The following is a 13302-nucleotide window of genomic DNA, read 5'->3' as shown; positions in this document are numbered from 1 at the left end:
CGGCCAACGGGAACGCCCCGCGCGGCAACTGAGGTTCCGGCGGTGCGCGCGCTCTCCGTGGGAGAGGAGACGCGCCGCGACCCGGCCACGCCGTCCTGGCTAGTAGCCAGGGCGGCGTGTGGTGCTGTTTAATTCCTGCACTCGGACTTCCCGACGTTCTGCCATTTGCGGAAGCCCTTGCCGGTCTTGGCCTGCAATTTGTCGCCGCTACGGCGTAGCTCGATGTCGCCCGACCGGCCGGTCTGAACGTCGCAGCGTCCGGCGAACACCTTGTCGACGCAGGCGGCGCGCGCGGCGTAGCCGAGTTCCTCCCAGGCGCCGGCCACGAAGCGTCGGCAGGCCACGTAGTCCGCCGGGAGCTTCTCGGCTTCGGGCGCGGGCGCGACTACCACGGGCGCGGCGGCGTTGGCGGCGGCTTCGGCGGCGGCCTTCTTCGCGGCGTCGGCCAGCTTGCGAGCCTGCAGCGCGGCCGGATCCTGATCAGGTTGTTCAGGAAGGTCGGGCTGATCGTTGGCCAGCTGGAACCAGGCCATCTGCATCGTCCAGCCCTTGGAACGGGCCAATTCACCCAGGCGTTGGGCGAAATCCCGCGGTGGCCGGACCGCCGCGCCAGGCCGTAGGCCAAGGTCGAAAGGTCCACCGCCTTCGATCAAGAGAAGGCCGGCGAGTCCCGCATCGGCCTGGCACATGGAAACCCGTTGCCGACCGTCGCCCAGATCCTTGTAGAGATTGGGGTTGCGCGCTGCGAGGCTGTTGAACTGCTCGCGGCTGACAGCGAACTGCTCCAGGCGCCCCGAGGGCTGAACAGCGACGAGGCTGAAACCCTTTGACGGATCGGGCGCGATGTTGATCACGGGCTGGGCCCATAGACCCTTAGGGCACCCCTGGATGCCGCGATCGATCTCGAAGCGCGACTGCACGGCGACGACGGACGGGACCGCCACCGCCTTCTGGTCGCGCGCGCCACGCGCCGCGTCGAGCAGGGGGCAAGCGCCTTGGTCGGCGATCAGCACCTCGGTGGTGTCGATCTGGAGTCCAGTGACGCCGGCGCCTCGGACAGCGGCGGCCACGGTGCGGTTGACCGCCGCCGGATCGCCCGCGGCGCCAGCGACGCGGACGCTGGTCGAACCGTCGCCGGCCTGGCCATGGCCGACCGTCAGCCATGAGCATGGTACGTTCGGGAGAGCGGCGGCGATGGCCTGTTCGGCATGCGCCACTCCCGGTGGCGGGGGCGGGGCGGGCTCCTGGGCGGACTGAGCCGGCAAGCCGACCTTGTGCTGCGAGGACAGGATGGCAAAGCCCGCGCCGGCGACAACGACCGCCGCGACGGCGCCGATCGCGATCAGCTTGCCGTTCACCGGGCGGCGCTCGGCGGTGCGGGCAGGCGGCGGGGAAGCCGGTTCAGCGTCGTTCGACGTCGAGCCGTAGGCGAAGTCCATCGCCGGAGGGGCGGGCGACTGGACGTCCTCGTCGGGGACGAAGCTGCTCGACGACGGCGGGGTCTCGACGGATAGGGGCTCGTCGGTGATCGCTGGGAGCGGGGGCAAGGCGGCGCCACGCGCGATCTCGGGCTCCGCTTGCTCGCGCACGGATTCGCTGGCGGCGTCGAGCGCGAACACCGTGCGTTCCGCAGGCGAGGCCTCCTCGATGGCCGGAGGCGGCGGTTCTTCCTCGACGGGCTCCTCGAACGCGTCCTCGCCGATCGACGGCTCGGGCTTGAGGTCCGAGGTCGTCGCGGGGACAAAGACGGTGCGCGCCTCGACAGGACTATCGGAGGGTGGCTCGGCCGCTGGTTCCGCCGCCGCCGGAGACTCGGCCGTACGCCAAGACGGGGGTTCGGAGCCGAAGTGGACGACGGTTCGCTCGGCGTCGGCCGGCCCCTCGACGGATTTGGCGTCGCTAGCCGGTGTCCAGACCGGCGTCGGCAGCGGTTCGTTCGACAGGTCCAGCGCGTCCAGCGCGGCGATCACCTCGGCCATGGTCTGAGGGCGGTTCCGCGGATCGGGACTCAGCATCCGCGCGAACAGCGGCCGCAGCAACGGCGGGACCATCTCGATGTCCGGGCCGGCGCGGCGCCGGTCGATCGCCTCGACCAGCGTCGTGCCCATGTCCGGGGCCTTGCCGCCCGCCAGCGCCAGGGCCACGAGTCCCAGGCTGTAGACGTCGGTCCACGGCCCGATGCGGCGATCGAAATCCCCGAACTGTTCCGGCGCGACATAGCCGAGCTTGCCGGCGAAGCCGTCGCCGACCACCGTCTGGGCGCCGATCTCCATGCTCTTGGCGATGCCGAAGTCGATGATCTTGGCGCGGTTGAGCACGCCGTCGGGCAGCAGAATGTTCTCGGGCGAGATGTCACGGTGGATGGCGCCGTGGCTGTGCGCGGCCTCCAGGCCCTCGGCAAGCCGGCGTGTCAGCCTGACCAACTCGGCCGTGGTTGGCGGCGGTCCCTTGCCGATCAGCTGCGTGAGCGGCTCGCCATCGATGTAGTCGGTGACGATGTAGAGCAGGTCCTTGCGCGGCTCGCGGGCCAGCACGCGGTACTGCACCAGCGCCGGGTGGGCCAGGCTGATGAGAGTCTTGGCCTCCTTGCGGAACAAGGCCTGGACCTTCGGGTCGGCCGCCAAATGCGGAAGGATGACCTTCACCGCCACGCGCTCGTCGGCGTTGACGTTGACGCCCTCGTAGACCTCGCCCATGCCGCCGCGGGCGATGAAGCGCTTGACCTCGTAGATGCCGTTCAGGACGAAGCCGATCGGCAGAATTCCTTGCCGGCCGGCCTTCCGCGATCCGCGCTTGCCCGGAGATTGGGTGAAGCCGGTGGTCGAAACCACGTCGTCAGAGGGATCGTCGGGCATGCTCACGGGACGCGTCTCTCGAGAACTCTGACCGCAACCTCGCCTTGAGAACGTCCGCGTTGCAAGCCGTTAATGCGACCGCCGCGTTCGAGGCGCGATGCCCCGTCGCGGTCCGTCGCCTGGTCGGTTAGCGTCTTGGGCATCAGGCCACGGCTTCCTGGAACTGGGGCGCGTCGCTCTGTGGTGACGCTTGCTCCTGTTCGAACGCATAGATGAACGACGAGTTCTCCACGCCGACGACAATCTTGGCTATTTCTTCGCCGGCCATCTGACGCTCCAGCAAGGCGACCGAAAGTTCGGGCAGCATGGTGTTGGTCAGGATGGCGTCGATCATCCGCCCGCCCGACGCGACCTCGGTGCAGCGCGACACGATCAGGGTCACGACAGCCTGATCGTAAGTGAAGACGATGCTGTGGTGCTCGGCGATGCGCTTCTTGATGCGGTCCAGCTGCAGGCGGACGATGCCTTCCAGCATGGCGGGCGACAGCGGGTAGTAGGGCAGCACGATCAGCCGACCCAGCAGAGCGGGCGGGAAGACCTTCAGCAGCTCCGGCCGCAGGGTCTGGGCCAATGGCTCGGCCTCGGGCTTCATCTCCTCGTCCTCAGACAGCGAGGCGATCAGGTCCGAACCGACGTTCGAGGTCAGCAGGATCAAGGTGTTCTTGAAGTCGATATGACGGCCCTCGGAGTCGTCCATGTAGCCCTTGTCGAACACCTGGAAGAACATCTCGTGGACGTCCGGGTGGGCTTTCTCCACCTCGTCGAGCAGAACGACGGAGTAGGGCCGGCGGCGGACCGCCTCGGTCAGCACGCCGCCCTGGCCGTAACCGACATAGCCGGCGGGCGCTCCCTTCAAGGTCGAGACCGTGTGGGCCTCCTGGAATTCGCTCATATTGATGACGATCAGGCTGTCGTCACCGGAATAGAGCAGCTCCGACAGAGCGTGGGCCGTCTCGGTCTTGCCGACACCCGAGGGGCCGCAGAGCATGAACACGCCGACCGGCTTGTTGGGATTGTCGAGCTTGGCGCGGCTGGTCTGGATGCGCTTGGCGATGGCGTCCATCGCGTGGTCCTGGCCGACCACCCGGCGCTTGAGTTGGTTGGCGAGGGTCAGCACCGAGGCGATCTCGTCCTTGACCATCCGGCCAACCGGGATGCCGGTCCAGTCGCCGACGACCGCCGCCACGGCGTCGGCGTCGACCTCGGCGAAGACCATCGGGTTGTCGCCCTGGACTGCGGCGAGCGCGCGCAAGGCCGCATCCAGGGCGGCCTTGTGCTCGGCGAGGTCGCTCGCGCCGGCCGTCTTCGCCTCTGTCAGGGCTTGGCGCGCGGCCTTCAGCTTGGCGATGGCGTCCTTTTCGGCGGCCCACTGGCTTTCGATCAGGTCGAGTTCGGCTTGGGCGGCCGTGATGTCCTCTTCGAGCCGGCCCACGCGACTGTTGTCGGCGTAGTGCCCCTCGGCCTCGCGGCTGGCGATTTCGCGCTCGACGTTCAGCAGCTCGACACGACGACGGCGGCTCTCGACGGCCGCGGGCGTGGCGTGCTGGGAAACGGCCACCCGAGCGCCGGCGGTGTCGAGCAGGCTGACGGCCTTGTCGGGCAGTTGCCGGGCCGGCACATAGCGTTGGGACAGCTTGACGGCCGCCTCGACCGCCTCGTCCAGGATGACGACCTGATGGTGCTTCTCCATCGCCGGCGCGACCGAGCGCAGCATCGAGACGGCGACGCTGGTTTCGGGCTCCCCGACATTGACGGTCTGGAACCGGCGGGTAAGCGCGGGGTCCTTCTCGATGTATTGGCGGTACTCGGACCAGGTGGTGGCGGCGATCGTGCGCAGGCGTCCGCGCGCCAGGGCCGGCTTGAGCAGGTTGGCCGCGTCGCCCGAACCCGCCTGGCCACCGGCCCCGATCAGGGTGTGGGCCTCGTCGATGAACAGGATGATCGGCCTTGGCGAAGATTCGACCTCGTCGATCACCTGACGCAGACGCTTTTCGAACTCGCCCTTCACGCCGGCGCCGGCCTGCAGCAGGCCGATGTCGAGCGATCGCAAGGTGACGTCCTTCAGCGCCGGCGGCACGTCGCCGTCGACGATCCGTCGCGCCAGGCCCTCGACCACGGCCGTCTTGCCGACCCCCGCCTCACCCGTGAGGATCGGGTTGTTCTGGCGACGCCGCAGCAGGATGTCGATCACCTGGCGGATCTCGGCGTCGCGGCCGACGATGGCGTCGATCTCCCCTGACCGGGCTCTCTCGGTCAGGTCCACTGAGTATTTGGCCAGAGTCTCTCCGGTCCCGGCGAACCCGCCGATCGCGGCCCCCGAGGGCTCGGCGGCGCTCTCGGCGACCGGCGCGCCGCCAATCTCGGCCGAGCCCGCGACGATCTGGTCGAAACTGTCGGCCAGGGCGTCGGCCGGGATCTTGCGGAACTCCCGCGAGATCGAGAACAGCGCGTTGCGCAAGGTCGGGGTCTTGAGCATGCCGAACACGAGGTGGCCGGTGCGCACCCGGCCGGCCTGGAACATCAGCGAGGCATAGAGCCAGCCCTTCTCGATCGCTTCCTCGATCTGTGGCGAGAAGTCGGAAATCGCCGTGGCCCCGCGCGGCAGGGCGTCAAGGGTGGCCACCACGTCGCCGGCCAACTTGGCTTCGTCCAGGCCAAACCGCGCACGGATCGCGCCCACGTCGTTGCGGGGATCCTGGAGCAGGATGTGGATCCAGTGCGCCAGCTCGACATAGGGGTTGCCGCGCAGCTTGCAGAAGCCTGTGGCCGTCTCGATGCTCTTCAGGCCCGTGGGGCTGAGGCGGCCGAACAGCGCGGAGCGGTTGATCTCGGTCATGCGACACCTCTTCTTGCGCCCGAACTTCTTGTGGCCGCGCGGGCGATGCGGCGGGCGCTGGGGCCCAGACGTGTTTCCGCGCGCGGGCCGCAGCCGGGCGGTGGGTTCATCCAACTGGTCCAGCCCAGGCGAGCGCGGCCGTCGAGCGCGGTAGGGCGCATCGCGGCTTCGCTGACCTCGACCTGCAGGTCCCATTCCAGGTGCGAGGGCGCGAAGGAGTCCAGCGCCTCGGCGACGACGGCGAAGCGCGGGCCGCCCGGCATCAGGTCCTCGTAGTCGCGAAAGGTGTCGACATGCACGGCGATGCGATAGGCGTCGCTGACGGTGCTGGTGCGGCGACCGCAGACCGCGTCGTCGCCCAACCGGTTGAAGCGCCCGCCCAGGCGTGTCTGATCGGCCGGTTCGATGTCGCGCCAGCGCGGCTGGTATTCGATCAATTCGACGGGCGAACCCACCAGGTCGGCGACGGCGTCCTCGATCGCGGCGGCGCTGCGGCGCGAGGCGTAGAGACCGGCATAGTAAAGGCGAGCCCGGGCGGGGAAGGCGGCGTCTTCCCGCACGCCGTCCGTCGCGCCGGTCAGGGCGGCGAGGCGAGACGCAAAGCGGTCGTCTAGCGGGCGGTCGGCGTTGGCGGCGGGGTTGGCCTCGGCCCAGGCGCGATAGAAGAACTGCAGCATCCGACCGGCCAGCACGTCGAGGAAGCGTCCGAACGGCTGGCCCTTGGCGTAGCGGCGTTCGTAGTGCGCGAACTCGGTCATGTGCAGGGGCAGGGGGGCCATCGGCCCAGTCAGGCCCAGCCAATAGCCCTCGACCCTGGCGCGGCCGTTCTTGATCGTCACCGCTTCCAGGGTCGACCCCGGAAAGCTCAGGGACGGGACCTGCGCCAGGTCGACGACGTTCTGCGAGGGCAGGCGGGCGTCGCCGATCCGAGGCATGTCGATGGCGCGCGCCTCCGCCGCGCGCAGAAGCCCGAACAGGCCGTACCGCCGCGCTTGCCCCGCCGCCCGGCGAAGGAAGTCTAGATGTTGCGACGCTCGCCCATTCTCGGGGGCCATTGCGCGAAGGTTCCTTCCTGGGGGCTGTCGAAGAGGCATTCGGTGAAGGCGTTCACGGTGGCGAACTCGCCGAGAAATCGTTCCAGAACCGCCGAGAACAGGAACATCCGTCCATTCTCGAACGGCGCGTCGTCCAGCTTCAGCCGTAGCCGCTGGCCGCGAGCGAAGGCGCTACGTCCGGCGCCGGGCACCCGTCGTGTCACCGGCTCGGAGCGAATGGCCAGCACGCCGTCGATCTGGCGGCGCAGGTGCGGATCGTCGGTGCGGCCATAGAGCGCCAGGTGATCGCGCAGCACCGACGGGTCGTCGTCATTGTCCAGCGCGAACGAGGCGTAGTTGGGCGTCAGGTGGCCGATGACTCGCCAGGCGCCATCGCTGATGCCCATCGGCGGACGGGGCTTGGTGGGGGCGCGGACGATCGTCGCCGCCTTGACCGGAACGCCGCTGATGCGGAAGTCGGTGGTCCCGCCCACGCGCAGGTTCTCGGCCAGCTCGCGGTTGGTGACCAGGGCCCGCACGCCCAGTTCGTAGATGCCCTCCAGGCGTCTCGGCTCGCCCGGCGCGACCAGGCTGATCCAGGACTCGGTGCCGAGGTAGTCGGCGCGGCGCCGCAGCCGCTGCTCCTTGGTCGACAGGCGTCGGTGGCGCAGCCGCGTCACGTAGAACAACGCCTCGCTCCAGTCGTAGAGCAGGCTGCCGAAGGCGTGCAGCGGCGCGACGGGGCGGGCGTCGCCGTTCTTCTGCGAGTAGGCCGTCACCTCGAGCACGCGGTAGATCTCGAAGTCGAGCGGTCGGGTGCGGTCGGCGATCAGCTGATGCTCGTGGTCGAACTCGTTTATCGCGACCCGGTCGATCTGCTTTTCGAACAAGTTGATGGCCGGCGTGGCGAAAAGCCGGAAATTGGCCGGAGACACCGCGCCGGCCAGCGCGCCGGCCGCGCGGTTGAACAGGAACACCACCTCGCACTCGCCCGGGCATCCGGCGAAAGCTCGGCCCAGCTCACGCAGGCGTACGAACAGGAACCGTTCGGGACAGGCAAAATATTCCGACAGGATGCGATAGCCCCGGAACGAGCGCCGGCCGTTGGGCAACAGCGCGCAGTCCTCCTCGAAGCCGTGCTGTTCGGCGACCGGCAGCTTGATCCAGGCCGCGGCGCCCGCCGCCGAGTCCACGGAACGAGCTACGGTCGCGACGGCGTCGCCGATCAGCTGGCGATAGAGTTCGCCGGGCACCAGTTCCGAGCCGTCCAGATAGATCGGCAGGGCGTCCGGCGCGAACGCCGAAAGCGGCACACCGCCCAGGCCGCCGAATTTCAGGCGAAGGCCCGCCTCGGCTCTGACGCCCGCCGCGCCGGCATAGGCCGAGACGGCCGCCCGGGTCGGCAGGTACTCGGCCTCGGTGATGCGGAGGGGCCATAGGGTGACGTCCTGGCCGGTTCGGAAGGTGACCGGCGTGGCCGCGTCGTCCTTTCCAACGGCCGACATCTCGGTCAGACGCGGAACCTTGAAGCCCGCGGCGATCGCGTGATCGCCCTCGCGCGGCTCCAGCGCCGCCACGCACATCGACGGCGTCGGCGCCAGATAGTGCGGCTGAATGGCGTTGAGCAGGTGCTGGGTAAAGTCCGGGAACTGGTCCTGCAGCTTCAGCTTCACCCGGGCGCCGAGGAAGGCCACGCCTTCCAGCAGCCGCTCGACATAGGGGTCGGTGTCGGCCGGCGCGTTCAGGCCCAGGCGACCGGCGACGGACTCGTATTCCTCGCCGAACTCGCGCGCGGTCTCGCGCAGATAGAGCAGTTCCTCGTTGTACGCCCTGAGCAGCCGGGGATCCATGCGCCTATTCCCGCAGGGTCGCCGAGCCGGTGTCGATCTCCACGTCCGTCTGGAACTCGACCGGCAGGGCCTTCACGGCGCTGGTGACGTCGGCGCGGATCACGAATGTGACCGCGTTGGGCTTCGAGACGCCGGCGGCGGCCGTGACCTCCAGGCGACGCGGCGCGATCCGCGGTTCGAACCGGCGGATGCCTTCCTTGATCTCCCGCGCCCGCGCCAGAACCGCGCCGCGCTGCAGCAGCTTGCCCGCCATGTCCGGCACGCCGTAGTTCAGCACCGAGGTCGCCACCTCGGGATAGGGCTTGAGGTCCTGGACCGAACCCAGATGGGTGGTGTTGAGGATCCAGTTAAGTTCGCGCAGCACGGTGGCGCGCAGGGCCGACTCGTTGAAGCGCTCGAGTTTGAGGATCGGATAGAGCCGGGTGGTGGTCGCGCGGCTGACTTGACGGGTCTCGATCTTCGGATCGTCCCGCACGCCCTCGATGTCGAGGTCGGCGACCAGCTTGTCGAACAGGGTGGGGTTGATCCGGGCGGCCATCAGGCGAAGACCAGGCGGCGCAGCGCCAGAACGCCGACGTCCTCGTCCTCGCCCAGGGACCAGAGCTTCTGGCCGACGCCTTCGTCTCCCAGGGACGTCGCGCGCCAATCGGTGGCGCGCGCCAGCAGCAGGCCGGCGTCGGTCTCGCGCGGGGTTCCGGGATAGCGGGCGGGCAGCAGGGCGCCGACCGACTGGCCGGTCTTGAACTCGATCTCGACGGGCAGCCAGACCAGATCGCGCAGGTCCTGGGGACCGTCGCTGGTGACCTTGCGGATCGCGTCGAAGGGCACAAGGCCCCAGCGGCCATGGATGACCGCTTCCAGCGACGGCCCGAAACGCGGGTCGGCGTCGGCGATCCAGTCGAAGGGGCGGTCGTTGAATTGTCCGGGCGTGTCGGGCGCGGCGTCGAAGGCGCGCTCGCGCGCGGCTCGGGCCTCGTCGTCCTGCCCTTGGATGGCGGCGTTCAGCGCAATGGCCAAATCGCCAGCCCAGGCTTCGCCGCCGACAAGGAGGGCGGGGGGCGACTGTCCAGCGAAGGTTTCCTCGCGCGCCATCTCGGCCTTGATCGCCACGTTGTAGGCGACCGCCAGCATCTGGGCTTCGGGCGACAGCTGGGTAAGGGCCTTCAGCTGGGCCAAGGCCTTGTCCCATTCGCCGAGAATGCAGAACAGCTGGAACAGGAACATGCGCGCCGGCTGATCGTCGGGCGCGCGCTTGACCCTTTCGACAAGGGCTTTGCGCGCGCCGTCCAGATCACCGGCCCGCAGGAGGTCGTCGGCGTCCATCGTCATTTGGCTTCTATGATCTCGCCGAGGACCCGTGCGGGACGCTTAGAACTTCACGTTACCCGCGATGTCCCACTTGAAGTCGCCCGTGCCGGCGGCCTTGCCGGCTTGCGACTGTTCCTTGTAGGCGAACTCGACCTTGGCGAAGTTGAGCGACACGTTCTCGGTGAGGCGATCCTCGCCGCCGCTGCCGCCGGTCGAGACCGAGGTCACCAGGACGTCGGTMATGGTGATGGTGATGTATTCCAGCGGCGTCTCACCCGCCTTGCGCACGACCAGCGTAGCCTTGCTGATGTGCTTGCCGTTGGCGGCCGCCAGCATCAACGGCGAGCTGGCCAGATCGACGTACTTCGTGAACGACAGATCCTGCACGTTGACCTTGCCGGCGCCGGCGCCGCCGCCGACATGGGCGGTGCCCGAGTTCGTCATGCCCCAGCTCCAGGCCAGGATGTCGATCTCTCCCTTGTGGCTACTGTCCTTGGACTCGCCACTAATGCCTTCAAGTTTCAGGAACATATCCACGGCCATAAGGCGCTCTCCTCACGAGAAATGATTTACTGGCAGCTAGTTCGCGCTTTTGGGCAGTCGCGAAACCATGCTGAGCGACACGTCCATCCCCTCGAGTTGGTAGTGCGGCACCATGCGGAAGACACCGCGGTAGTAGCCTGGGTTCTCGGGGTCGGGGATGACATCCACCGAAGCGGATTTCAGGGGCTTGCGAGCCTTGTCTTCTTCCGTCGAGAAGTCGGGCTGCATGTCCACGTACTGCATGATCCAGGACTGCAGGTCGCTGGTCAGGGCTGGGGCCTCGCGGCTGCTGCCGATCCAGTCTCGCACCATGCACTTGAGGTAATGGGCGAACCGGCAGCTGGCGAAGATGTAGGGCAGGCGGGCCGATAGGTTGGCGCTGGCGGTGGCGTCCGCGTCCTCATAGGCCTTCGGCGCGTGCAGGGTCTGGGCGCCGATGAAGGTGGCCTGATCGGTGTTCTTGCGATGGATCAGCGCCATCAGGCCGGCCTTGGAAAGCTCGGCCTCGCGCCGGTCCGAGATCGCGATCTCGGTCGGGCACTTGGCGTCCATGGCCCCATCATCGGTCGGGAACATCGCCGTCGGCAGATCCTCGACCRTGCCGCCGGATTCGACGCCGCGAATGCGCGTACACCAGCCGTAGGTCTTGAAGGCCTCGGTGATCCGCACGCCCAGGGCGTAGGACGCGTTCAGCCACAGATAGTTGTCGTGCTGACCGCCGTCCGTGTCCTCCTCGAAGGCGAACTCCTCGACCGGCTCGCTATTGGCGCCGTACAGCGGACGGCCCAGGAAGCGGGGCAGGGTCAGGGCCATGTAGCGGCTGTCGTTCGAAGCCCGGAACGAGCGCCAAGCCATGTAGTCGGTGGCGTCGAACTGCTTGGCGATGTCCCGCGGATTGGCCAGTTCCTGCCAGCTGCTCATCCCCAGGAGCTCGGAGTCGGCCGCCGCGATGAACGGGGCGTGCGCGGCCGCGCCGATCTTGGCCAAGCCTTTCATCACCTCGATGTCGGGCGCGGTGTGGTCGAAGGCGTAGTCGCAGATGAAGGCGCCATAGGGCTGGCCGCCCAGCTGACCAAACTCGGCCTCGTAGATCTTCTTGAATAGCGGGCTCTGATCCCAAGCCGCGTCGCGGAACTGCCGCAGCATCTTGCGGGTCTCGTCCTTCGACACGTTCAGGACGCGGACCTTCAGATCCTTGCCCGTCGGCGTGTTGCCGACCAGGTACCAAAGACCGCGCCAGGCGGATTCCAGCTTCTGGAATTCCTCGTGGTGGATGATCTTGTTGACCTGCTCGGTCAGTTTGCGATCGATCGCGGCCTTGAGGGCGTCCACGGTCGAGAAGACATCGCCCCCGATGACCTGGGCGTCTTCCAGCGCTTGCTGGGCCAGGGTCCGGACGGCCTCTTCGATCCGCGCCTGCTTGGCGTCGGTGTTGGGCTTGAATTCCCGTTGCAGCAATGTGGCGAAATCGTCGGCCGTGACGGTTTCGTCGGCGGCGGGGGCGACGGTCTGTTGAAGCGTCTCTGCCATCAAGGCCTCCCAGCGAAAAGGGCGTGCGTGGTCATTCGTGGGCGCGGCCCAACTACGCGTTGTTGTCGGGAGCGGAGGCCTTGGCCGCGGCCAGAGCCTTCATCAGCTCGGGGTCTTTCAGGACCTTGTCGAGCAGGTCTTGCGCGCCGTCCTTGCCGTCCATGTAGACCATCAGGTCGTTGAGCTGCTGACGGGCCTCGAGCAGCTTGGCCAGCGCCGGGACGTTCTTGGCCACCTGGCCTGGCGAGAAGTCCTCCATCGACCGGAACGTCAGGTCGATGCCGATCTTGCCCTCGCCGGTCAGGGTGTTGTCGGCGGTGAAGGCGGCGCGCGGGGCGATCGCCTCCATCTTCTGCTCGAAATTGTCCATGTCGAACTCGACGAAGTCGCGCTTGTCGAGCGGCTTCTTTTCGACGTTCGACTTGCCCGAAAGGTCGGACATCACACCGACCACGAACGGAAGCTCGATCTTCTGGCGCGATCCGAAGGTTTCGACTTCGTACTCGATGTGAACGCGGGGTGCGCGGTTCTCTTTAATGAACCTCTGCCCGCCTTTGTTCGATGCCATGATTAATCACCAGAAGTTAGAGCTTACATGGATATTGAAGGCTTGTTCCATCCTAGATGGATGTCAAGTGAAGTTATTTTATTCTAGGTTGCCTGCTCTCGTTGTTTGCGAGATTGCAGAACCGAGCGCGCCTCATCAAGGCTTCCTGGAGCGATATCTTCCAAGATCGACATGAAATCCAACCCGACCCAATCCCGCGCTCGCCGCATCAGCGTCAGGATCGGATGCCCCGGCTCCCTCCGCTGGTAGTAGTCACTGAGCGCATCGAGGGCCCTGACGACGTCGTCGCGAGTCTCGATACGCGCCCCGACCGAAGCGACGTTTGAAAAGCTTGACGGTGCAACGTGCGGCTGCACGGATGGTTCCGCGATTTCTTCGCGCGCAGGTTCCGGCAGGAACGCTTGAACGGCCCGGCGCATCTGTCCCAGCGTTTCGTAAGTCGGCTTGAAGTTGGTTCCGCCGCCGTCGTCGGCATTGGCGGTCAGCACCAGATCGGCGCGCCGCAAGCTGTCTTCGATCGTGTTCAGGCGCTGGACGATCTCGTCCAAGCCTTCGAGTTGCGATTCCTCGAGCGCGGCTCGGAACATTCCGTAGCCTTGCTCGCTTTCACCTCCCAAGCGGAACCGTTCGAAGTCGTCGACGGAATAGCGGCCAAGGCGCGGATGATTGATCAGGACGATTTTTCGCAGCGGCGTCAGGAACTGCGCCTGGCCGGTCAGGGAGTCGCAGGGTCCCTTGCGGCCCTGGAAGCCGTAGTCCTCGAGTCGAGGATGGACGG

General features: G+C 67.3%; 10 protein-coding genes. All 10 read right to left on the bottom strand.

What is annotated here, in order from left to right; all coding sequences use genetic code 11:
* Positions 1 to 128: 128 nt before the first annotated feature.
* On the bottom strand, positions 129 to 2855 hold the full coding sequence (locus tag AC1DSO_RS22865; protein ID WP_477071002.1) for a serine/threonine-protein kinase: 2727 nt from the start codon (positions 2853 to 2855) through the stop codon (positions 129 to 131).
* A gap of 142 nt (positions 2856 to 2997) precedes the next feature.
* Complete coding sequence (gene tssH / locus AC1DSO_RS22860) at positions 2998 to 5691, bottom strand: type VI secretion system ATPase TssH (RefSeq protein ID WP_477071001.1); 2694 nt, start codon at positions 5689 to 5691, stop codon at positions 2998 to 3000.
* Entirely contained in the window at positions 5688 to 6746 is a 1059-nt protein-coding gene (gene tssG / locus AC1DSO_RS22855; RefSeq protein WP_477071000.1) for a type VI secretion system baseplate subunit TssG, read from the bottom strand. The genes tssH and tssG overlap by 4 nt, the downstream gene beginning before the upstream one ends.
* Complete coding sequence (gene tssF, locus AC1DSO_RS22850; protein ID WP_477070999.1) at positions 6710 to 8575, bottom strand: type VI secretion system baseplate subunit TssF; 1866 nt, start codon at positions 8573 to 8575, stop codon at positions 6710 to 6712. The genes tssG and tssF overlap by 37 nt, the downstream gene beginning before the upstream one ends.
* Positions 8576 to 8579: 4 nt before the next feature.
* The gene (tssE, locus tag AC1DSO_RS22845; protein ID WP_477070998.1) at positions 8580 to 9113 is read right to left on the bottom strand and encodes a type VI secretion system baseplate subunit TssE; all 534 of its coding nucleotides are present in this window, start codon (positions 9111 to 9113) and stop codon (positions 8580 to 8582) included.
* Positions 9113 to 9904, bottom strand: a complete 792-nt coding sequence (locus tag AC1DSO_RS22840) for a type VI secretion system accessory protein TagJ (RefSeq protein WP_477070997.1) — start codon at positions 9902 to 9904, stop codon at positions 9113 to 9115. The genes tssE and AC1DSO_RS22840 overlap by 1 nt, the downstream gene beginning before the upstream one ends.
* A 39-nt stretch (positions 9905 to 9943) precedes the next feature.
* A complete protein-coding gene (locus AC1DSO_RS22835; protein WP_477070996.1) occupies positions 9944 to 10426 on the bottom strand; it encodes an Hcp family type VI secretion system effector in 483 nt (160 codons plus the stop codon).
* A 36-nt stretch (positions 10427 to 10462) separates the two neighbouring features.
* On the bottom strand, positions 10463 to 11956 hold the full coding sequence (gene tssC, locus AC1DSO_RS22830; protein WP_477070995.1) for a type VI secretion system contractile sheath large subunit: 1494 nt from the start codon (positions 11954 to 11956) through the stop codon (positions 10463 to 10465).
* 52 nt (positions 11957 to 12008) lie between these two features.
* Positions 12009 to 12524, bottom strand: coding sequence for a type VI secretion system contractile sheath small subunit (gene tssB, locus AC1DSO_RS22825; RefSeq protein ID WP_197056732.1), 516 nt, complete (start codon positions 12522 to 12524; stop codon positions 12009 to 12011).
* An 83-nt stretch (positions 12525 to 12607) separates the two neighbouring features.
* The coding region (locus AC1DSO_RS22820; protein WP_477070994.1) for a type VI secretion system protein TssA at positions 12608 to 13302 on the bottom strand (695 nt) is incomplete at its 5' end.

It is taken from the genome of Caulobacter sp. P4_E5 (assembly GCF_056401555.1).
The sequence above is the reverse complement of the archived record's forward strand: the minus strand, read 5'-3'. Positions and strand labels throughout refer to the sequence as shown.

What these genes read in the sequence shown, in the direction of transcription:
- tssH (WP_477071001.1), bottom strand. Translation starts at nt 5,691, where the DNA reads ATGACCGAGATCAACCGCTCCGCGCTGTTCGGCCGCCTCAGCCCCACG.
- tssF (WP_477070999.1), bottom strand. Translation starts at nt 8,575, where the DNA reads ATGGATCCCCGGCTGCTCAGGGCGTACAACGAGGAACTGCTCTATCTG.
- AC1DSO_RS22840 (WP_477070997.1), bottom strand. Translation starts at nt 9,904, where the DNA reads ATGACGATGGACGCCGACGACCTCCTGCGGGCCGGTGATCTGGACGGC.
- tssE (WP_477070998.1), bottom strand. Translation starts at nt 9,113, where the DNA reads ATGGCCGCCCGGATCAACCCCACCCTGTTCGACAAGCTGGTCGCCGAC.
- tssB (WP_197056732.1), bottom strand. Translation starts at nt 12,524, where the DNA reads ATGGCATCGAACAAAGGCGGGCAGAGGTTCATTAAAGAGAACCGCGCA.
- AC1DSO_RS22865 (WP_477071002.1), bottom strand. Translation starts at nt 2,855, where the DNA reads ATGCCCGACGATCCCTCTGACGACGTGGTTTCGACCACCGGCTTCACC.
- tssG (WP_477071000.1), bottom strand. Translation starts at nt 6,746, where the DNA reads ATGGCCCCCGAGAATGGGCGAGCGTCGCAACATCTAGACTTCCTTCGC.